17 protein-coding genes are annotated in these 21,175 nt (G+C 69.5%); 13 read left to right on the top strand and 4 right to left on the bottom strand.

Features of this window, described 5'->3' with window-relative positions:
* The first annotated feature begins 421 nt into the window (after nucleotides 1-421).
* From PV679_RS17515 to PV679_RS17505, 3 genes are all read left to right on the top strand, one after another.
* Nucleotides 422-1,087, top strand: coding sequence for a GntR family transcriptional regulator (locus PV679_RS17515; protein ID WP_319681206.1), 666 nt, complete (start codon nucleotides 422-424; stop codon nucleotides 1,085-1,087).
* A 232-nt stretch (nucleotides 1,088-1,319) separates the two neighbouring features.
* On the top strand, nucleotides 1,320-2,510 hold the full coding sequence (locus PV679_RS17510; RefSeq protein WP_319681205.1) for a hypothetical protein: 1,191 nt from the start codon (nucleotides 1,320-1,322) through the stop codon (nucleotides 2,508-2,510).
* Nucleotides 2,511-2,529: 19 nt separating this feature from the next.
* Nucleotides 2,530-3,150 (top strand): DUF1796 family putative cysteine peptidase, encoded by a 621-nt coding sequence (locus PV679_RS17505; protein WP_319681204.1) that lies wholly within the window; start codon nucleotides 2,530-2,532, stop codon nucleotides 3,148-3,150.
* A 50-nt stretch (nucleotides 3,151-3,200) separates the two neighbouring features.
* On the opposite strand, the gene PV679_RS17500 is transcribed toward PV679_RS17505, so the two are convergent.
* Nucleotides 3,201-3,761: a helix-turn-helix domain-containing protein gene (locus PV679_RS17500; RefSeq protein ID WP_319681203.1), complete on the bottom strand. Its 561-nt coding sequence runs from the start codon at nucleotides 3,759-3,761 to the stop codon at nucleotides 3,201-3,203.
* A 104-nt stretch (nucleotides 3,762-3,865) separates the two neighbouring features.
* Here PV679_RS17500 and PV679_RS17495 point away from each other — a divergent pair, with 104 nt between their 5' ends.
* The 5 genes from PV679_RS17495 to PV679_RS17475 all read left to right on the top strand — a co-directional run bounded on the left by PV679_RS17495 (nucleotide 3,866) and on the right by PV679_RS17475 (nucleotide 9,294).
* Nucleotides 3,866-4,783: an NmrA/HSCARG family protein gene (locus PV679_RS17495; protein ID WP_319681202.1), complete on the top strand. Its 918-nt coding sequence runs from the start codon at nucleotides 3,866-3,868 to the stop codon at nucleotides 4,781-4,783.
* Nucleotides 4,784-4,983: 200 nt separating this feature from the next.
* A complete protein-coding gene (locus tag PV679_RS17490; protein ID WP_319681201.1) occupies nucleotides 4,984-5,757 on the top strand; it encodes a DUF1963 domain-containing protein in 774 nt (257 codons plus the stop codon).
* A gap of 95 nt (nucleotides 5,758-5,852) precedes the next feature.
* Complete coding sequence (locus tag PV679_RS17485) at nucleotides 5,853-6,734, top strand: YhjD/YihY/BrkB family envelope integrity protein (RefSeq protein ID WP_319681200.1); 882 nt, start codon at nucleotides 5,853-5,855, stop codon at nucleotides 6,732-6,734.
* Between the two features lie 197 nt (nucleotides 6,735-6,931).
* Nucleotides 6,932-8,266, top strand: coding sequence for a hemolysin family protein (locus tag PV679_RS17480; RefSeq protein WP_319681199.1), 1,335 nt, complete (start codon nucleotides 6,932-6,934; stop codon nucleotides 8,264-8,266).
* Nucleotides 8,263-9,294, top strand: coding sequence for a hemolysin family protein (locus PV679_RS17475; protein WP_319681198.1), 1,032 nt, complete (start codon nucleotides 8,263-8,265; stop codon nucleotides 9,292-9,294). The genes PV679_RS17480 and PV679_RS17475 overlap by 4 nt, the downstream gene beginning before the upstream one ends.
* A 103-nt stretch (nucleotides 9,295-9,397) precedes the next feature.
* Here PV679_RS17475 and PV679_RS17470 read toward each other — a convergent pair whose 3' ends face one another.
* Nucleotides 9,398-10,207 (bottom strand): SAM-dependent methyltransferase, encoded by an 810-nt coding sequence (locus tag PV679_RS17470; protein WP_319681197.1) that lies wholly within the window; start codon nucleotides 10,205-10,207, stop codon nucleotides 9,398-9,400.
* A gap of 362 nt (nucleotides 10,208-10,569) precedes the next feature.
* Between PV679_RS17470 and PV679_RS17465 the strand changes: the two genes are divergently transcribed.
* From PV679_RS17465 to PV679_RS17450, 4 genes are all read left to right on the top strand, one after another.
* Nucleotides 10,570-11,169, top strand: coding sequence for a sigma factor-like helix-turn-helix DNA-binding protein (locus PV679_RS17465; protein WP_319681196.1), 600 nt, complete (start codon nucleotides 10,570-10,572; stop codon nucleotides 11,167-11,169).
* 2 nt (nucleotides 11,170-11,171) lie between these two features.
* Nucleotides 11,172-11,885, top strand: coding sequence for a hypothetical protein (locus PV679_RS17460; protein ID WP_319681195.1), 714 nt, complete (start codon nucleotides 11,172-11,174; stop codon nucleotides 11,883-11,885).
* A gap of 423 nt (nucleotides 11,886-12,308) precedes the next feature.
* On the top strand, nucleotides 12,309-13,004 hold the full coding sequence (locus PV679_RS17455) for a hypothetical protein (protein WP_319681194.1): 696 nt from the start codon (nucleotides 12,309-12,311) through the stop codon (nucleotides 13,002-13,004).
* A gap of 81 nt (nucleotides 13,005-13,085) precedes the next feature.
* Complete coding sequence (locus PV679_RS17450; protein WP_319681193.1) at nucleotides 13,086-14,279, top strand: MFS transporter; 1,194 nt, start codon at nucleotides 13,086-13,088, stop codon at nucleotides 14,277-14,279.
* A 61-nt stretch (nucleotides 14,280-14,340) separates the two neighbouring features.
* On the opposite strand, the gene PV679_RS17445 is transcribed toward PV679_RS17450, so the two are convergent.
* Both PV679_RS17445 and PV679_RS17440 read right to left on the bottom strand, forming a co-directional pair.
* Complete coding sequence (locus PV679_RS17445) at nucleotides 14,341-15,864, bottom strand: MFS transporter (RefSeq protein WP_319681192.1); 1,524 nt, start codon at nucleotides 15,862-15,864, stop codon at nucleotides 14,341-14,343.
* A gap of 311 nt (nucleotides 15,865-16,175) precedes the next feature.
* Nucleotides 16,176-17,801 (bottom strand): M4 family metallopeptidase, encoded by a 1,626-nt coding sequence (locus PV679_RS17440; RefSeq protein ID WP_319681191.1) that lies wholly within the window; start codon nucleotides 17,799-17,801, stop codon nucleotides 16,176-16,178.
* 597 nt (nucleotides 17,802-18,398) lie between these two features.
* On the opposite strand from PV679_RS17440, the gene PV679_RS17435 reads away from it, so the two are divergent.
* Complete coding sequence (locus tag PV679_RS17435) at nucleotides 18,399-21,119, top strand: glycosyl hydrolase family 95 catalytic domain-containing protein (RefSeq protein WP_319681190.1); 2,721 nt, start codon at nucleotides 18,399-18,401, stop codon at nucleotides 21,117-21,119.
* Nucleotides 21,120-21,175 lie beyond the last annotated feature (56 nt).

Below are 21,175 nucleotides of genomic sequence, written 5' to 3'. Positions count from 1 at the left end.
GGACGAACGGAAGGCGGAGCGGTCAGCGCCGTATGGGCTTCGATCGCAACCGGGCCTTCGGTTCGGAGGTCCGGTAAACACCCTCGTTTCGTATACTTTTCAGAAGAGTAGCCAGCATCCCGGCACAGTCAAGGCTCGTACCGTTCTTTACCGGATCGAGATCGGGCCCTGGGCGGACATCGCCGTGCGGTTTCGCCAAAGGCCCAGCTCACACTGGGTGTTGACAATCCGCCAGGGAGAGGGACGACACTGTCCTGGCAGGGACTCGGGGTCCAGTGCGCGCACTGACCTCGATCTCGCGCGACGGCGGAAAAAAATACAATCGCTGGGCGATAGCATCACGGGATGCCAGGGAGGGACGGCGGAGGCCGTCATCCGAGGGCCGTCACTGGGTGTTGGACCGGAACACAGGAGCAGCACGATGGCAGGCACGCCTAGACGGCAGGCACTGGCGGACACCGCCTACGACACGATCCGGCAGCGGCTGGTGGACCACGACATCGAGCCGGGGTCCAAGATGAACATCAATACGCTCGCCCAGGAGCTGGCGATCTCGCCCACACCGCTCAGGGAGGCCCTCGCGCGGCTGGAGGCGGAAGGGCTGGTGCTCAAGCGGTCGTTGGCGGGCTATACGGCGGCCACACTGCTCAGCAGCCGGAGCCTTGGTGAGCTCTTCGAGGTGCGGCTGCTGCTCGAACCGACCGCGGCGGCGCACGCGGCGACCCAGGTGACCGAGGCGGATCTGCTCCAACTCGCCGGCCAGCTCGCCGAGATGCGCACGGCGGCACAGGACTTCCACAGCCGGTCGACACTGCTGCTCTATCTGCACCACGACTCGGTGTTCCACGACCGGATCGCGTGCCTGAGCGGCAACGCGTTCCTCCGCTCGACACTGGAGCGGCTGCACGCGCATACGCATCAGTACCGGCTCTCGTTCCGTGAAGGGTGGGCGGAGGAGACCTGTGCCGAACACGAACGGATCCTGGAGGCGCTGAGCGAGAACGACGAGGAGACCGCCTTCGCCCGGATGCGCACGCATCTGCGCAGGGCGCACGCGCGGTTGACGGACGCGACGGAGCAACTGTAGGCGGCCGGCGGTGTGTTGCCGGGACCGTCGCGGCGCGCGGGCGCCTCGCGAGACCGGCGCCTCTACGGGACTTCCGAGTGGCCGAAACTCAACGATCACTCTTCCGATTGGTCTGGACCACATACGGGCCGACCGCTAAGGTCCTGCCAGCCGACGCCCGTACGAGCCTCCCCCGACCGGCCTCACCCTGTCCCGCTCTCCTCTGTCGGCTCCGTACCAAGGACCGAAGTCCGTGATCGATATCGTTGTCGTACTCCGGGCCGAGGACGCCGTCCTCGACTTCCTGTCCGTGCTCACCGACGACCGTGGCGGAGAGACCCGGGTGGTCCTCGGCGACCACGCCGAGACAGTGACCCTCCCCGCCGGGTCGGGCCCGGCCGAGCGCCTCGCCCTCCTCGCCCCGTACGTCAGGCCCGCGCCGCGAGAGATCACCTCGCCGGAGCCCGCCGTCCTCGCGGGTCTTGTCCGCGACGCGACCGCCGAGGCCGGTCGGGCCGTCCGTGTCTGGACGCACTCTCCGGCGGACAACCGGCGCGGACGGGGACGGCTCGGCCGCGACACCGCGGCGGCCTGCGAATCCGCCGGCGCCGGGAACGGGCCTGGACTCGAAGTGCGCCACGCCGTCGGATACTCGCCGTATCTCCAGTTCGTCAGCGATCTCGACCGCCCGCTGGGACAGCGGCGGATCGAGGCGAAGCTGGGCTTCGTCAATCACTCCTGCGGACATCTGCTGACCGAGGAGAATCCCGAGTACCTCGTCCAGACGCCGCACATCCCGGCCACCGAGCGGTTCTTCGACGCCGATCCGGACCAGCGTGAGCGGCTCTACGCCCTGCTCGCCAGCCTGGACGACGAGGCCGCCTCCGTCGTGGATCCATGGGAGTTCGCGACATCGCCGTACGAGGCGGAACGGCTGGACGCGACCGCGGCCTGGGTGAGGAACCGGTGCCCGGCCGCCGGCAGCACGCTCGTCGAGGTGGGCGCGTGCGAGGGAGCGCTCACCCGGCGGCTCGCCGCCGCCGGTTTCACCGTACGCGCCACCGAGCCGAACCCGGTCTTCCGGCCACGGCTCGCCGCCGCGCTCGCCGGTGCGGACGCGGTCACGGTGGACGAGGCCGGCCTCGCCGAACTGGCCAAGGAGGACACCGGCCCTCGCGCCGACGCCCATCTGCTGATCGAGATGTTCTATTACGGCCAGGATCCCGCGCTCCTCGACGACCTGGCCACGGACTGTCTGTTCGTCGCACTCGAACCGGAGGCCCTCGGCCTGTACATACGGCCCTGGCTGGAGCGGTCGGCGCACTGGCGCGCGGAGGAGGAGGTCGTGCTGGTGCCGCCACGGGTCGAAACGGTGTGCTCGGGACGCGCCTATCTGAGCAAGCGCGGCAGCGTGGGACTGCTCCTTCGGCGTACCACTTCCTGAACCGGCCGGGAGAGCGGACATGTACGACACCTGCGTCGGGCTGGGCTACCACTGCGAGTCCACCCATCAGATCCGGCGGATCACCGGCAACGACCGCGCGCACTTCTTCGACTGGCTCGATCTCGACTTCGAGGCGGTCGTGCGGCTGATCGCCGAGGACTTCGACGGCGTACTCCGGCCCGGCCTGGTCGAACCGTTCAGTGACGGCCTCTGCGCGCTGGACCGTGGCTCCGACATCCGGTTCTTCCACGACTTCCGGCCGTCGTCCGGCGAGCGGCTCAGCCAGGCGGACATCGACCGGCAGCTCACCGGCGTCCACGCCAAGTTCCAGGCGCTGGCCGCCCGTTGGCGCGCGCTCGCTCAGTCTGCCGCGTATGTGCTGTACGTCCACCATGACGCCTTCGACGAAGCCACGGCGGCCGATCTGCGCCGACTGCGGCTGGTCATCGCGACGGCGCGGCCGGGCCACCGGTTCGATCTGCTCTGGCTGCGCCGCACCGCGCCCGAGGACGGCGACGCCCTCGGGCCCGGGATCGCCTGGGGCACGGTGGCGGCCGCGCCCGGGCGGTGGCAGGGCGACGACGCCGAGTGGGACGCCGCGTTCCGCGGCATCACCGTCGGCGGCCTCGGGCGTGCGTAATCGAGGCGGCGGAAGCGGCGCTGAGATGGATCATGGTCGTCGTGTCCCGCTCAGCTCCGAGGGCTGACTCCCGCCATGGTCAGGCCGAGCAGTCGGTGCGCCTCGGCGGCGGGGTCCGGATGGTGTTCCGTGGCCAGGGCGATGCCTGTGACCAGCACGATCAGATCGGCGGCGGTCACCTCCGGCGCCACCGCGCCGGCCCGCTCGGCGTGCCGCAGCAGCGGGTCGACCGCGCCGGTGAGCTTGGCCGAGCAGGCGTTCACATGTTCCGGGTCGTCCATGCCGTCCTGAATGAGCGCGTCGGCCATGCCCCGTGCGGAGGCGGCGTACGCGGTGAGCGCGCCCAGCCAGTCCAGTAGCGCGGCCCGCGCGTCCGCCGCCTCGGCCAGCTCCGCGGCGCGGGCACACAGGGCCTCGATCCGCTCGCTGAAGACCGCCTCCAGCAGCGCGCGCCGGCCGGGAAAGTGCCGGCGCACGGTGGCCGATCCGACTCCCGCGATGCGGGAGATCCGTTCCAGGGAGGCGTCGGCGCCGTGCGCGGCGACCTCTTCCTCGGCGACGGCGAGGATCCGCGCGTAGTTGCGCCGGGCGTCCGCGCGCTGAACGGTCATGGCGTCATCTCCGAGCTTGCTAAGTGGCGGGGCCCTCCGTATCGTACCGGAACGTAAGTGGCGGGCCTCGCCATTTAACTGCGTGTCACCACCCGAGGAACACCATGACGACAGAATCCGCACCCGTCCTGGTCACCGGCGCCACCGGCCGGCAGGGCGGCGCCACCGCCCGCGCCCTGCTCGCGGCGGGCGTTCCCGTCCGAGCCCTGGTCCGCGACCCGGCGAGCGACCGGGCGAAGGCGGTCGAAGCGCTCGGCGCCGAGCTGGTCACCGGCGACCTCGACGACCGCGACTCCGTGACCCGGGCCGCCGAAGGAGCTCGCGCCGTCTTCTCGGTGCAGATGCCCGACATGAACGGACGCGCCTTCGAAGGCGAGTTGACCCAGGCCGTCAATCTGATCGAGGGCGCGAGGGCCGCCGATGTGCCGCAGTTCGTGCACACGTCCGTCTCCGGCGCCGGGCGGCACACCGAGGCTCCCGGCTGGGCCGAAGGCCGCTGGGCCGCGCTGGAGCCGTACTTCACCGCCAAGGCCGGGATCCAGGACCGGGTCCGCGAAGCCGGCTTCAGGCACTGGACACTCATCAACCCCGGCACCTTCATGGAGAACTTCCTGCCCTCCGAGGCGTTCCTGTTGCCCCACGGCGTCGAGGGCGGCCTGGTGAGTGTCCTGAAGCCCGGGACCTGGCTGTCCCTCGTCGCGGTCGACGACATCGGCAGGGCCGCCTCCGCCGCCATCGCCGCGCCGGAGCGGTTCCACGGAGTCGAGCTGGAGCTGGCGAGCGACTATCTGACGATGACCGACATCGCCAAGATCCTCTCCCGCGCTCTGGACACCGAGCTGGCCGCACCCGACATGACCCTGGAGGAGGCCGCCGCCGCCGGGATGCCGGCGGCGGGAGCCGGGCACGAATGGATGAACGTGGCCGGCCAGCCCGCCCGCCCGCGGTACGCGCAGGCCCTCGGCATCCCGCTCACCAGCTTCGAGGAATGGGCACAGGAACACCTGCGGGCCAGGGCCTGACGCCCTCCGGGACCGCGCGTCCCGTCCGTGAGGCCATGGCCTTCGAGGTCGTGCCTTCGGCGCGCGGTGTCAGACCCCGGCTCTACGGTTCCTCCATGACTCCTGAGCTGCGGGACAGGCCATCCGACCGAGAAACCCTGAGTCCCTTCCGTGAAAGGGCGATCGCGCGGGGCATCCCCGCAGGCGACGTGGAGCGGTGGTTGGACACCGCTCGTCCCTGCGCGACGCTGGCGCTGGAAGGAGACGGGCCGGTCGTGGGCCGGTTCGGCGGTCCGCTGATGCTGCCCGCCGGCGCTCCGGGCTCCATATACCCTTTCGTCGCCTCCATCGATCTCGCGGCCCTGCCCGGCGACGCGACCGATCTCCCGCTGCCCATCGACGGCCACCTGCTGCTGTTCGCCTTTCCCGAGGCCGATGGCGGCTTCTCCACCATGGGCGAAGTGGTGTATGTCCCGGCCGGTGCGGCCGTGGAGGAGCGGGACAAGAATTCCGGGGCCTGGTTCGAGATCGAGGAGTACCGGGAGATGGTGGAGGCGTTTCCGCGGGGTCAACTGCGGGCGACGACCCATGCCTCCTTGCCGTACCACTACGCGGTCGAGATCCCCGAGGCTCCGTACAGCGGGCCGCTCCCCGGGCATCCCCGGTCCGAGGAACTGGCCCGGGTGTGGCAGGACACACCCGATGCCATCGCCATCCGCGGACCTCTCCGGATCGGCGGATACGCCTCGGAGGAGGCCGTCCATCATGACCCGGTCGAAGGCGTCGCGCGGTGCGCGGTGAGGGCGGTGGAAGCCGGCGGATGGGGCGCGGGTGGAGTGGTGTCCGATGCCGTCGAAGACTGGGTGCTGCTCGCCGAGTGGAAGCCCGGCATCGAGCGCAGGGAGGGCGCCATCGTCCACTGGGCGATCCAACGCGAGGATCTGGCCGCACGGCGCTTCGGCCGTACGTACACCGCCGTCCGCTGGAACCCCTGACAACCGTGGTCCGGCGGTCTCGCGTGATGCCGGACCGGCACCCATCCGGGGGCCGGTGCACGGAGCATGCCGCCCGCCGGGGTAGTAGACGACACATGACCCGAAAGCGTCTCGGTGCGCCGGCGGACACGTCCCGGTTCCAGAGCCTGTACCGCAGGATCGCCGCCTCTCCCGCGATGCTCGCCTGGAGCCGGGGCCGCGAGATGGAACTGATGCATCGGGCCATGAGCTTCGCCGCACTCGGCTTCCTGACCCTGGTACCGCTGCTGATCCTGGTCGCCGCGGCCGACCCGGCGAGCGGCCAGGGATTCGCCCGCTGGCTGGGCCAGGGTCTGGGGGTGGCGCCGTCCTCGCAGGAAGAGATCGAGCAGCTTTTCGGCAGACCGGGACAGGCACTGCAGCGCACGACGGCGTTCGGCCTCGCCGCGCTCGCCGTGTTCGGTCTGACCTTCGGGTCCGCCGTACAGACCGGCTACGAGAGGGTCTGGGAACTGCCGACGGCCCGGTGGCACACCATATGGCGGCATGTTCTCTGGCTCGCGGTCCTTGTCGTCTATCTCGTCATCTTCGTCAATACACCGGTCACCTCCGAGTCCGTCATCGAGACGGTGCTCGCCACCCTGGGCGATGTGATCGGGACGCTTCTCTTCTTCTGGTGGTCGCAGCATGTGCTGCTGGCCGGCCGTGTGCGCTGGGGCGCGCTCTTTCCCGGCGCCGTGGCGATCTCGCTGGGGCTGCTGGGACTGAGAGTCTTCTCCCGTCTCGTCTTCTCGCCGCTGATCGCCTCGAACGCCGTCACCTACGGTCCGTTCGGTACGGTCCTGGTCATCCAGTCCTGGCTGGTCGGCGTGGGTTTCGTCGTCTACGGCGGCGCGCTGGTGGGCCGCCTCGTCCATGAGCACCGCACGCACCGGCGTCTTGAACAACGGCTCAGGGAGGCCGACGCGGCGGACAGCGCCGGCGGAGGCGCGGAATAGCCAACGGCACGGCGGACGGCCTCGGGTGGCGATCGCCACATTGCTTTGCTTTGCGATTAATTTACTATTGACGGGCGGGGTGCCCACCCCGCCCGTCCGTCTGATCCGAGAAGGAGCTGCGTTCCCGCAATGGGTGAGCCTCCCAGTACGAGCCGTGCCAATTCCGACCCGTCGGCATATGGGCCGGAGGTGGCACGGTGACCGAAGTGCTCCTGCTGATCCTCGCCCTCGCGCTCACCCTCGCCTGTGCGGTGTTCGTCGCGGCCGAGTTCTCCCTGACCACCGTCGAGCGCGGCGAGCTGGAACGCGCCGCCGCCGCCGGCGAGCGCGGAGCCGCCGGCGCGCTGGTGGCGGCCAAGCGTCTGACCTTCCAGCTCTCCGGCGCCCAGCTCGGCATCACCGTGACATCGCTGGTGATCGGCATGCTCGCGGAGCCGTCCCTGGCCGTACTGCTGCGCGGTCCGCTGGAGGCCGCCGGTCTGCCCGGCGGAGCGGTCCCCACCGTCGCCACGCTGCTCGGTGTCGCCGTGACCACCGTGGTGCTGATGGTGATAGGAGAGCTGGTCCCGAAGAACTGGGCGATCTCCAGCCCGCTCGCGGTGGCCAAGGTCGTGGCGGGCCCTCAGCGCGGTTTCACCGCCGCCTTCGCTCCGCTGATCCGGCATCTCAACAACACCGCCAACCGCCTCGTACGGCGGTTCGGCCTGGAGCCCGCCGAAGAGCTGGCCTCCGCCCGTACCCCCGAGGAACTGGTCGCCCTGGCGCGGCACTCCGCACGGGAGGGCGCCATCGAGGAGGACTCCGCCGAGCTGTTCGTACGGACACTGCATCTGGCGGAGCTGACCGCCGAGAACGTCATGACGCCTCGCGTGGACGTCCGGGCGCTGGAAGCCCATGCCACCGCCACGGATGCCGCCCGGCTCACTCTGGCCACCGGCCTGTCGCGCTTTCCCGTCTACCGCCACAGTCTCGACGAGGTGATCGGGACGGTCCATATCCGTGATGTCCTCGCTCTCGACGAGACCAGGCGTGACCACACTCCGGTCACCGCGCTGGCCACCCGCCCGCTGCTGGTGCCCGACTCCCTGCCGGTGGACCGGCTGCTGCGGCGTCTGCGGGAGGCGAGGACGATGGCCGTGGTCATCGACGAGTACGGCGGCACCGCCGGTGTCGCCACCGTGGAGGACATCGTCGAAGAGGTCGTCGGCGAGGTACGCGACGAACACGACCCGGACGAGACGCCCGATCTGGCGCCCGTCGAGACGGCCGTGGACGGCCGCCGCGTCTGGGAGGCGGAGGGCAGCCTCCGGCTCGACCAGCTCGAACAGATCGGCCTCAGCGCGCCGGAAGGTCCCTACGAGACGCTGGCGGGGCTGCTCGCGACCCGGCTGGAACGACTGCCGCTGCCGGCCGACACACTTGAGGTCGACGGCTGGGAGTTCACCGTTCTGCGCGTCGAGCACCGCCGTGCGGACCGGGTCAGGATCACCGCTCCGGCCCGGTCCGCGGAGTTCGCGGAGGACGTCCGATGACCGTGCTGCAACTCGCGGTCGGTGCGCTCACTCTGCTCACCAACGCGTTCTTCGTCGGTGCCGAGTTCGCTCTCATATCCGTACGGCGCAGTCAGATCGAGCCTCAGGCGCTCAAGGGCAGCCGCCGGGCCAAGACCACTCTGTGGGGCCTGCGGCATCTGTCCGCGGCCATGGCCACCGCCCAGCTCGGCATCACCATCTCGTCGCTGGTGCTGGGCGCCGTCGCCGAGCCGGCCATCGCGCACCTGCTGGAACCGCCGTTCCACGCGGTCGGAGTGCCGGAGGCGCTGATCCATCCGATCGCGTTCGTCATCGCGCTCACGCTGGCGACGTATCTGCACATGCTGATCGGTGAGATGGTGCCGAAGAACATCGCGCTGGCCGCACCGGTCCCGACCGCGCTGCTGCTCGGTCCGCCGCTGGTGGCACTCACGCGTGGGCTGCGTCCGGTGATCCACGGGATCAACGCGTTCGCCAACGTCCTGCTGCGCCTGCTCAAGGTGGAGACCAAGGACGAGGTGGCGTCCGTCTTCACGGACGACGAGCTCGCCAGGCTGGTCAAGGACTCCAGCGAGGCCGGGCTGCTGGATCCGGCCGACGGGGAACGGCTGCGTGACGCGCTGGAGCTGGGCACCCGCCCGGCGGGCGAGGTGATGGTCCCGCTCAACCGGACGGTCACCGTCGACCACCGGATCACTCCGCAGGAGCTGGAGCGTGCCGCCGCCTCCTCCGGCTTCTCCAGGCTGCCGGTCACCGGCCCCGACGACACCATCCTCGGCTATCTCCACATCAAGGACGCCCTCGGCGCCGCCGAACGCACCCGTCCCTTCCCGCGCGGTGCGCTGCACACGGTGATCCGTGTCGAGATCGACACCCCGCTCGACGACACCATGACCGCCATGCGCTCCGCCGGTACACATCTCGCCGCCGTCACCGGCGACAAGGGCACCGTCATCGGCTTCGTCACCATGGAGGACGTCCTCGCAGAACTGGTCGGCCCCGCCGCCGGCCCAAGGACCGCCGCCTGAGGCGCGTTTCAGGAACGGCGCCGTCCGCCCGTGAGGCGGAATCGCGGCGGAAGAGCGGCCGGTGCCCCGCCCCGGGCACCGGCCGCTCCCCGTGTCCCGGCGGTCAGGGCTTGCGGGCCACACCGGCGTAGCAGGCCGCTTCCTTGCTGGTGACGTTCTCGTTCTGGTCATCGGGATCGGGACGCCACTGGTGCGAGGGAGTGATCCCGGGGTCGAGAAGCTCCCAGCCGTCGAAGAAGCGGGCGATCTCCGCACGGGTGCGGGCCTGTCCCGGCGTGCCGGAGGCGCGGTACGCGGAGGTGAGCCGCGCGATGCCCTCCGGGTCGAATTCGGGCGTGACATGGGCGATGGCGAGAGTGCTGCCCGAGGGCAGCGCGTCCTTGAGGTACTCGACGATCGCGTGGGCGTCGTGTTCGTCGGTGACGAAGTGCAGCAGCGCGTTGAGGCTCAGCGCGATGGGCCGGCTGAAGTCGAGCGTCTCGCGCACCTCCGCGACCGCCAGCAGTGCTTCGGGAGCGGTGACATCGGCGTGTACGTACGCCGTGCGCCCGGCGGGATGGCTGTGCAGCAGTGCGCGGGCGTGCGCCAGGACGATCGGGTCGTTGTCGGTATAGACGACATGGGCGTCCGGGACTTCCCGCTGCGCCACCTCGTGCAGATTCGGCGAGGTGGGAATGCCCGTCCCGATGTCGAGGAACTGGCTCATGCCGTCACGGGCCAGGTGGCGCACCGAGCGGTGCATGAAACGGCGGTTGATACGGGCCGTGGCCAGGATGGACGGGAACGCGGCCATGGCGCGGCCCGCGGCCTCGCGATCCGCGGGGAAGTTGGTCGTACCGCCCAGGTAATAGTCGTACATACGCGCCGAGTGCGCCCGGTCCAGCTCCAGGTCCACCGTGCTGTCGTCCCCCACTTTGCGACCCCCGTCCTCGTTGAGCGGATGACAGCCCGTTGCTGCCCATCACTCCGCACGCACAACCGTACGAGACGCGCCAACTGCCGTGCCGGGCGGGCCTGAGGGGAAAGAGGGAGTGAATTACCGAAACGCGCCCCGCCCCAGGATTAAGTAATCATATGATGACCATCCGCGAAAAACCCTGAGAGTGCCCTGCACGACGAGGGCGCTCAACCGGTTGGCTGACAGGTGAGAGGGCACGCCTCTCGCGCCGGCGCCCTCCGCCGTGGAGAGGCGCGGTGCCCAGAGAACGGAGCGTCCGTGCAAGCCGATCTGGAAACTCTGGCCGTCCGGTGCGCCGCCGAAGGGAGCTGCGTCTGATGGCCCGCGCCATCAACGGCGGCCGGGGCGTCGCCGACCGTGGCTTACAGCGTTTCTCCGACCGGCCCGAGCGGCGGCTGGCCTTGACTTTCGACGCCTTCGACGCACATCACCACACGCTCTGGCTGCGCTACGCGCACACCCAGGTGGGCAGCCGGGCCGCCGCCGAGACAGTGGTGGACGCCCTGTGCGCCCGGCTGCTGGACGACTGGCCCCATGCGCTGGTCCAGGAATCGGTACCCCAGTACGCCTGGGCGGTTCTGAAGGAAGAGGTGGCGCGATGGCTGAGGGAGCACGATCTCGAACCGGTCCTGGTCGACACCGCCGCGTTCCTCGCCGCGATCCGCAAGCTCCTCCTGTACGAGATGCGCGACCAATTCGCCGTTCTGCAGGGTGAGATCGGCCTGTACGCGGCCATCTCCCGGCTGCCCGAGCGGCAGTACGACGTCGTGGTACTCCGCTATGTCCTGCGGATACCGGACGAAGTCGTCGCCGAGTACATGGGGATCGAAGTGGCCACTGTCCGCTCCCATGTACGCCACGCCAGACGACGTCTGGCCAAGGATCTGGACGTACGAGAAACCAAGACGGAAGAGTAGATGTGGGCCGCACCGACGAAACCGCCGCCATCGAGGGGCTGCTGGACGACGCCGAAGTCCTCACCGACGAGTACGACCACTACGACACCGAGGCCGCCCGCCGGCGTATCGCCGCGCGGCGTGCGGCCGACAGAGCGAGCCGCACGCCGAGCGCGGACGGTGCGCCCCGTCGCTACCACTCCGCCCATGAACAGGCCGCGCACGACCTCAGCCTCGCTGTCGCCCTCGTGGTCAACGCGCCGGAGGCGGCGGCCAGTCTGGCCCGCCTGGTCGACCACGACCGTATCGATCCCGAAGGCGCCGTCGTCTTCGGCGCCCTCCTCCATCTGACCGGCCACCGGGACGCGGCCCAGTTCTGGTGGCAGTTCGCGGCCGGCGGCGGCAACCGGACGGCGGCCTTCTGTCTCTTCCTCGCCCATCAGCAACGAGCCGAGTTCAAGGACGCCGCCTACTGGCGCACGCAGTCCCGCCGTCTTCCCGGACCCGGACGGCCGCGGACTCCGGTCGCGCTGTCCTCGCTGCTGCCGGAGACGGTCAGACACGATCTCCTCAGCCAGTGTCACCTCGGTCACCACCCCACTCTTCCGGCGCCGCTGGAAGCGGTCATCAACCGCCTCCGCGTCGACAGCGCCGACGAGGACTTCGGCGAAGTCCCTCAGCCGGCCGTCGGCTTGACCGACGACCTCACCCGGGAGACCGGCGGCCGCCACGGCTGAGGGCTGTCCCGTCATCCCTGGTGGACCAGCGCGCGGCGTCGGCCGGAGAGCGCACCTCCCGTGCCGTTCAGGCAACGGGCGTGCGTCGCACGGCGGAGAGGCGTCCGCATAGTGGGCGTATCAGGGTCGCCAGGGCTCCCTCCTCCGCCCCGCGACGAGCCCGGCACGGTCCAGCCGACACGCCCTGAGGCTCCGGCGGCCCGGTGGGGCCCAGCGGGTGCGGCGTATCCGCTGGGCGGCACCATGGCCGACCGGCTCGCGGAGCGTACGGCGCCATCTCCTCTTATGCCCGCTCCGGCTGGCGGGCGGGCCCCGGCTGGGCATTGGATGGAACAAGCGCTTGATGTCACGGACCGCACGCCGCACGGCGTTCGGTGAACATCGCTGTGTATCCGTCCATGGAGTCCGGCGAAGGGAGCCGCCATGTCTCTTGATCCCACACCCTCCGACGAGGACCGCTACGACACCCGTCCGCGTCCCGCCGACGCCGGCCGGACCGGGACCCGGGCCCCGGTCGCGGACCGTGGCGACGAGCGGATACGGACGCAGCTCTGGACGGCCTCGACCGGCCGGCCGCTCGCCGAACTGGCCGCGCTGATAAGTCTGCTGGAGCGGACAGGCCGGATTCCCGGCCCCGGGGACGAAGTACCGCGGGCGGCTCCGGTGGAGAGCCCGCCGGACCGGACCGCAGGACCGGTCGCCTGTCGTTCCGTGCTGCGGTGGCCCGTGGCCGCGGTGCTCTTCGCGAGCGGCCTGATCCATCTGCCGACCGACTTCGGCGATCCGCTTTCCGGCCGCTCGGCGAACACGCTGGGTCTGGTCATCACCTTTCTCTGTCTGGCGCTCGGCGTCTGGCTGGCCGTCCAGGACACCGTCCTGGTCTGGGCGGGAAGCGCCGCGACCGCCGTCTGGATCGTCACCGCCCACGCGCTGTCGGGCGCGGGCGGGGTCGAACTGCTGGAGAGCGGTCTGGGCGCCGCCTCCTTCTGGGCCAGAGCGGTGGCGGTGATGTGCGCCGGGGTGGCCGCGGTCCTCGCCGGCTCGGCTCTGATACACCACCAGAGATCCGCCTGGACCGCCGGGACCGCCGGAGACGACCGTGGCGGGACGCGGAAGTAGGGCCTGTTGCGAAAGTGGCACCGTCCGCACGCGGGGCGGCGGTCACGGCGCCGGTGCCGCCCGGCTCGTACTGTGACTCGCATGATCGTTCACAGTGGCCGGAACCGGCGCCTCGGCTGTCCCGCGGCCGCCGGAGTGTTCGCCGTGGGCATGGCCGGCACGACCCTGCCCACCCCGCTGTACGGCCTCTACCGCGCGCAGCTCGGCTTCTCCGAACTGACGGTGACGCTGGTCTTCGCCGTCTACGCGGCCGGTGTCATCACCTCGCTGCTGCTGGCGGGTGATGTCTCCGACGAGATCGGCCGGCGTCCGGTGCTGCTGTTCGCTCTGGGGCTGTCGTCGGCCAGCGCGCTGTGTTTTCTCTTCGAGGGCGGGCTGCCGCTGTTGTTCGTGGGCCGGCTGCTGTCCGGCTTCGCCGCCGGGCTGTTCAGCGGTACCGCCACGGCCACCGTGATGGAGCTGGCCACACCGGGACACGAGGCACGGGCCGGATTCGCCGCCACCGCGGCGAACATGGGCGGGCTCGGCTGCGGCCCTCTGCTGTCCGGGCTGCTCGCCCAGTACGCGCCGTGGCCGCTGCGCCTGCCCTTTCTGGCGCATCTCGCGCTGGTGGCCGTGGCCTGTGCGGTGACCTGGTCGCTGCCGGAGACCGTCAAGAACCGGAAGAGACGGCCCGAGCTGGGCCCTCGGGGACTGGTGGTGCCGCCGCAGGTCCGGGGCGTGTTCGCGGCGTCGGCACTCGCCGCGTTCGCCGGGTTCGCGCTGCTGGGTCTGTTCACCGCCGTGACGCCCGCGTTCCTGTCCCAGACCCTCCGGCAGAACAACCTGGCTGTTTCCGGGACGATCGTCTTCTCCGTCTTCCTGGCCTCCACCGTGGGGCAGTCGCTGATGGGACGGCTCGGAGTGCGCAGGGCGCTGCCGGCCGGCTGTCTGGTGCTGGTGGCCGGTCTGGTGCTGGTGGGTGTCTCCCTCGCGGTGGAGTCGCTGGCGCTGCTTGTGGTCGGAGCGCTCGGCAGCGGTCTCGGCCAGGGGCTGTCCTTCCGCGCCGCCATCGCCGCCGTCAGCGGTGCGGCTCCGCCCGAGCACCGGGGCGGCACGATCTCCGCCCTCTTCGTCGCCGCGTACGTCGGTATCTCGCTGCCGGTCATCGGCGTCGGCGCGCTGACGCTCCGGGTGGGTCTGCGGGACGCGGGACTGATCTTCACCGCCTGCGTGGCCGCGCTCACGGCGTGCGTCGGACTGTACGTACTGCGGCGCCCACCGGCGGAGAACTGACCGGCGGCCGACACGGTCCCCGGCGACCGCTCGGACGGCGACCGCCCAGGACGGCGACCGCTCAGGACTTCCGGGAGGACGAAAGCCTTTCCGTCCGGATCCTCTCCCGGCGGCCGGCGACCACATCGGCGAGCGCGGCGATCAGCGCCGCCACCGTGAACGCCACCACCAGGATCAGCCCGTGATCGTACGCGGCGGACCAGCCGTCGCTCGCCACCCGGGCGAAGAACACCGATCCGACGGCGGCGATACCGACCGCGGAGCCCACTCGCTGGCCGGTCTGGAGTGTGCCTCCCGCGCTGCCTGCCACGGGCACCGGTACCCGCGACAGAGTCAGTGTCTGGTTCGGAGCGATGACGAGACCGCTGCCGATACCGGCCACCAGGAGCGGCGCGGCCATCGCCCAGCCCACACCGCGTCCCGGCACGTGATGCACAGCGAGCGCGGTCATCACCAGACCGAGCGCCACCAGCGTCAGTCCGACCGCGACCAGCGGCCGGCCGAAGCGGCCGACCAGCCGTCCGCCGACACCCGCGGCCGCGGCCGCGCCCAGCGCGAAGGGAGTGATGGCCAGCCCGGCCTGGAGCGCGGTGTAGTGCAGTCCGCTCTGCAGATAGAGCGTGGTGATGAAGAAGATGGACGTGAACCCGGCGAAGTACAGCAGGATCAGCAGACAGCCCAGCCAGAAGGAGCGGACCCGGAACAGCGAGAGGTTCAGGACCGGCTGTGTGCCACCCGTCGCGCACCGGGACTCCCACTTCACGAAGCCGGCCAGCAGCAACGCGGCGAGCGGCACCAGCAGCCATTTCAGCCTGCCGTGCCACTGCCGTTCCTGGACGAAGGGCAGGAGCAGGGTCAGCACTCCGACGCCGAGCAGCAGCACACCGAAAGGGTCGAGCTCACGTACACGGACACGGCCGGCCGCCGGTGTGTCCGGCAGCAGCCGCCGGGCCAGGAACAGGCAGACGATGCCCAGCGGAAGATTGACATAGAACACCCACCGCCATCCGTCCCGCTCACCGGCCGCCGCGATCAACAGCCCGCCCAGGAGCGGGCCGACGGCGGTCGAGATGCTGACCACCGAGCCGAACATGCCGAAGGCCCGGCCCCGCTCATTTCCGGCGAACATCTGCTGGATCAGCGCGGAGATCTGCGGCGCGACCACTCCTCCGGCGAGGCCCTGCACCAGCCTGGAGATCACCAGCCAGGTGCTGGACTGGGCGGCGCCGCAGGCGGCGGACGCCAGAGTGAAGAGGGCCAGTCCCACCATGAACACCACGCGCCGGCCGCGGGCGTCGCCCAGTCGTCCGGCGGGGATGAGGAAGAGTCCGTAGGCGAGTGCGTAACCGGACAGCACCCACTGGAGGTCGGAGGTCGGAGTGTGCAGGCCCTCCCGGATGGCGGGCAGCGCGACATTGACGATGGAGACATCCAGGAGTGTCATGAATCCGGCCACCAGACAGACCGCCAGTGCCTTCCAGCGCCGCGGGTCCGGCGGTGTCTCTCCGCCGCTCCCGGCCGGCCCTGCACCGCCTGGCCGGCCGCCCCGGCCGGGTCCCGGTTCACGCGCGGACTGCGGAGCCATCGGAATGTCCTCTTCTCGGTGCCCGGTCCGGGCCTCGGCGGCGGCCGGTGGATCGGACCCTAGTTCGCGCGCGCCGGTCCCTCATCCGGAGCGCGCCGACCGGCGTAAGGATCCGCGCCGGAGGCGGGCGGCGGCCCGGCGCCGGGCCGGAACGCGGCGCGCCCCGGGCACGGGTCCACGCGCGGAGAACGCGCGGAGCCGTGCCCGGGGCCCGGATGTGTCGTGGTGGTCCTGCCGATGACATGACCCGGCAGGACCACCGGTCGCCTCGGACCGCGAGGTCACATCACACGGTGGTCACACCGTCGGAGTCACTTGACGTTGATCGCGGTCCAGGCCGCGCCCACCGCCTTGTACTCGGCGCCGGTGGTGCCGTACAGCGCGCCGGCGGCGCTCAGTGTCGCGGTGCGCGCCTTCGCGTAGTTGGTGTTGGACGTCATGTACGTGGTGAGCGCCTTGTACCAGATCTTCTGGGCCTTGTCCCGGCCGATTCCGGTGACCTTGGAACCGTCCGACGTGGGACTGTTGTAGCTCACGCCGTTGACGGTCTTCGCGCCGCTGCCCTCGGACAGCAGATAGAAGAAGTGGTTCGCGGGGCCCGAGGAGTAGTGGACGTCGAGATTGCCCAGGGTGGACGACCAGTAGTCCTTCGACGCGCCGTCCTTGCTCGGCTTGTCCTGGTAGCGCAGCGGCGTCCCGTCGCCGTTGATGTCGATCTCCTCGCCGATGAGGTAGTCGCCCGGGTCGCTCGCGGTGTTGGAGTAGAACTCGACCGAGGTGGCGAAGATGTCGGAGGTCGCCTCGTTGAGACCGCCGGACTCACCGCTGTAGGTCAGGTTGGCGGTGGCGGAGGTGACACCGTGGCTCATCTCGTGCGCGGCCACGTCCAGCGAGGTGAGCGGGTTGGCGTTGCCCGAGCCGTCGCCGTAGGTCATGCAGAAGCAACTGTCGTCCCAGAACGCGTTCACATAGCTGTTGCCGTAGTGGACGCGGGAGTAGGACGCCACACCGTTGTTCTTGATGCCGTTGCGGCCCAGCACGTTCTTGTAGAAGTCCCAGGTCTCCGCGGCGCCGTAGTGCGCGTCGACACCGGCGCTCTGCCTGCCGCCGCCCCAGACGTCGTCGGCGTCGGTGAAGAGCGTGCCGGTGCCCGAGGTGCGCTGGTTCAGGTCGTACGTCTTGTGGTTGCCGCGGCCGGCGTCGGTGAGGTTGTACGTGCTGCCGCTCTTGGTGGTGCCGAGCGTCACCGTGCCGTTGTAGTCGCCGGTGCCGGTGCCGGTCTCGATGGCCTCCTCCGAGAACAGCTCCTTGCCGGTGGCCGCGTCGGTGACGACATGCAGCTCACTCGGCGTGCCGTCGGCCTGGACACCCCTGACGACGGTCTCCCAGGCCAGCACGGGCTTGCCGGAGGCCGCCCAGATCACCTTGCGGGGCGCGGTGCCGGCCTCGGCCTCGGCTGTCTGCTCCGCCGAGGCCGCCTTCAGCGCGGTGGCCTTCGCGGTGGCCGAGGTGACCGCGGCGTCGGTGGTGGCCACGGCTATTCGGGCCGTGGTCGACTCGGTGACGCTGCGAGCGCCGGCCGGGGCCTCGTGGACGACGAGGTCGCCGCCGAGGACGGGCAGACCCGCGTAGGTCCGCTCGTAGCGGGTGTGTACGGTGCCGTCCGCGTCCTTGACGACGTCCCGGACGACGAGCTTCTCCTGTGTGCCGAGCCCGAGGGCCCCGGCCTCGCTCGTGGTGTCCGCCTGGGCGGACTTGATGGCCTCGACACGCTGGCTCGGGGTGAGCGCCACGGCGGTGGCGCCGCTCTCCCGGGCCGGGTCGGGCTGAGCGCTGGCCGAGCCGGTCTGGACACCGACGACCACCATCGCGGCGGAGGCGACGAGCGCCGCGACGCGGACGGTCTTCTTGCGGGGGGTGGAAGCTACGAGTCTCACTCAGTCTCCAAGAGAGTCGGGCCGCCGGTGAGCGGCCCTGTGTGGGGAGGCGGCTGCCTGGCTGGGACTGCCGCCCTTTGGTGCTGAGTTGTGCGCGTGCCACAAACAGACTCACCGCGAGGTCTACGCGCGGTGAGCCGTCCAGAGAGTGACATTGATCGGTCTCGTTAGAACAGATCAGAAACCAGAATTTGACCTTGCGTTGCCAGTTGAGTACGGCATTCAGTCATCAAACGGTCGTAGTCGTAAGGCCCGAGGCGCCGGCCGGGCCCAGCAGCCTTATGTCCAGGGCGAGTTGAGCCAGTGGAGCGTCGAAGATCCGATCAATGCGGATATCCGATCGCGTCCAGCAAGGATCCGGAGCGGCGCCACAGAAGGCGGCTCGAACAAGCCACACGTCGGCCGGGCACGCGCGGGCCGCTCTCGGGCATCACCTCCGGAATAGTTCGGCGCCACCACTTGACGGCCCCAAACCTCCGATGTTCACTGCGTGTTGCGCACATGTCACCGCGCTGCTTCGTGGATCACCGGTCCTGACCGGTGATCCACACTGTCGCGTCCTCGCACCCCCCTCGCCGCCCGTGGGAGTGACACTCGATGAGACCCGCCCGATTGCTCGTCCTCGCCCTCGCCGCCATCTGTCTGATGAGCGGTCTCGCCGGTACACCGGCGTCCGCCTCGCCCACCGACGCCGCCTTCAACTCCTCGACCGGCGCGCTGAACGTGGACTACGGGAGCTACCTGTCCAAGCACGACATCGTCTACAACCGGCCGAACACCAACCCGCAGCACGGCCTGACCGTCGGCAACGGCCGCATGGGCGCGATGGCATGGCAGAACAACGGCCTGTCCATGCAGGTGTCCGGAGTGGACACCTCACAGCAGACCGCGTTCGGTGCCGGGACGCTCAATCTGGCCACCACTCCGGCGATGGACAGCGGATACTCCACGTTCCAGCAGCGCCTTTCGCTGTACGACGGGACGCTCACCACCAAGTACGACAACAACCGGACCGTCACGGTGATGGGTTCACCGAATTCCGAGGTCATGGGTGTCCATGTCGAGGACACGCGCGGCGGAGTGTCCAGCATCGCGCTGGAGCTGAGCCTGTGGGACGTCGGCTCGCTGGGCAACAGCGGTGACGTGCCGAACCTCGACACCTGGAAGACCGTGTCGACCTACGCGGACGCCGGCGGTGCCGGCCTCAGCCGTGGTCAGGCCGACCCGCAGAACTTCGGTTACACACTCGCGGCGACCGTGGAGGGCGCACCGTACACGGCGCAGGTCGTCGACGGCCGCAAGGTGCGGCTGACGATCACGCCGTCCACCAGCTACACCATCTGGTTCACCGCCAGCAGCCGGCTGAACGCGCCCGGCCACAACTCCGTCACACAGGCGAAGAACGCGCTGAACTCCGTGAAGAGCACGGGATACACGAACACCCTGAACAGCTTCCGCAACTGGTGGCACGCGTTCTGGGAGAAGTCGTTCGTGCAGTACTCCAACGGGTCCCGCGAAGCGGACTACATGGAGAACGTGTACTACCTCAGCACCTACATGATCGCCGCCGGCGGGTACGGCAACTATCCCTTCCACTTCATCAACGGCGCCTTCCGGGCCACCGGTGACTCGACGAAGTGGAGCAACTCGTACTGGTACTGGAACCAACGGGATGTCTACAACTCGTTCCTGGCGTCCAACCACACCGATCTGCTGGCCGGATTCAACCGGCTGTACAGCCGGAACTTCGACGCGCTGAAGGCCTACACCCGGACCAGATACAACGTGGACGGCATCTGGGTCCCGGAGACCATGGGCTGGGACGGCAACGCCCGCGGCACGGTCAACAGCGAATACACGCAGGACATCTGGTCGACCGGCGCGGAAGCCGCGTACAACATGTACCTGCAGTACAAGTACACCAATGACACCAACTACCTGCGCACCACCGCGTATCCGTTCATGCGCGAGGTCGCCAAGTTCTACCAGGCCAAACTCTCCCGGAACAGCGCCACGGGCCAGTACTACGTCGCCACGTCCAACTCGCACGAGACGTACTGGGACGTCCCCAACGCCATCACCGATCTGGCCGCCGTACGGAACCTGTTCCCGCTGGCCATCCAGGTGGGCCAGCAGCTCGGTCTCGACGCCGACCTCCGTCCGCAGTGGCAGGGGATCCTGGACAATCTGATCCCGTACCCGTCCGACGCGAACACGTATCTGCCGCACACGCCTCCGATAGCGCAGACACGCAACAACGAGAACGTCGCCTCCGAGCTCATCTGGCCCTACGACGTGACCGGCATCGGATACCCCGATCAGCAGAAGGCCATCAACACCTGGAACAGCCGGCCGTTCCCGTACGGAAACGTGTGGGCGAACGACGCCGTGCAGGCGGCCAGGCTCGGTCTGGGAGACCAGACCTTCCAGGGCATGAAGACCATGCTGCGCCAGTACCAGAACTATCCGAACGGTCTGACGGCCAACACCAATGGTGTCTTCGAGTATCTCGGTGTGCATCTGTCGGCGATGAACGAGTCGCTGCTCCAGTCCTACAACGACAAGATCCGTGTGTTCCCCGCCGTGCCCTCGGACTCCTCGTTCGTCGGCAAGTTCAGCCTGCTGGCCAAGGGCGGCTTCACGGTCAGCTCGGAGCGTGAGGCGGGCGAGATCAAGTACGTGGGGCTGAAGAGCCTGTACGGAAACAGCACCCGGATCGTGAATCCCTGGGGAACGCAGCAGGTCCGCGTCCGCCGGGTCTCGGACAACGCGACGGTCCTGACCACCAGCGCCGCCGAGTTCTCACTCAGCACCGCCGCCAACACGGTGTACGTGGTGGAACGCACCGCCAAGCCGCTTACCTCGTACAGCTCGACCCGGCTGACGGGGACGGCCAACCAGGACGCGAAGTCCCTGGCGGGCACCAACTCCACACTCGGCCTCGGCTCGACGCCGAACCCGATGGTCAACAACACCGCGGTGACCTACGACAGCAACTGGTACCTCACGACCGGCCGGGGCTACGGCGACTACAACGACGACACCCATCACAGCACCACGGTGGGCGCCACCGCGCAGTACACCTTCACGGGCACCGGGATCCAGTACCTCTCCGAACGCAATGGAGACATGGGAACGGTCGACGTCTATCTGGACAATGTCCTCCAGGCCACCGTGAACCTGAGAATCTCCGGTGCGCGGCAGGCGCAGCAGGTCGTCTGGGAGAAGTCGGGACTCAGCCGGGGATCGCACACGATCAAGATCGTCAATCAGTCCACCTCGGTCGGCATGATCGACGCCTTCCGTATCACTCCATGACGCTCTGAGCGGCGCGCGAGCGTCCTGACCGCACACGGCGGTGGGCCCCGGCGGAC

The organism is Streptomyces sp. AK02-01A, from assembly GCF_033795305.1.
GTDB lineage: Bacteria > Actinomycetota > Actinomycetes > Streptomycetales > Streptomycetaceae > Streptomyces.
This window is presented reverse-complemented; position numbering and strand designations above follow the sequence as displayed.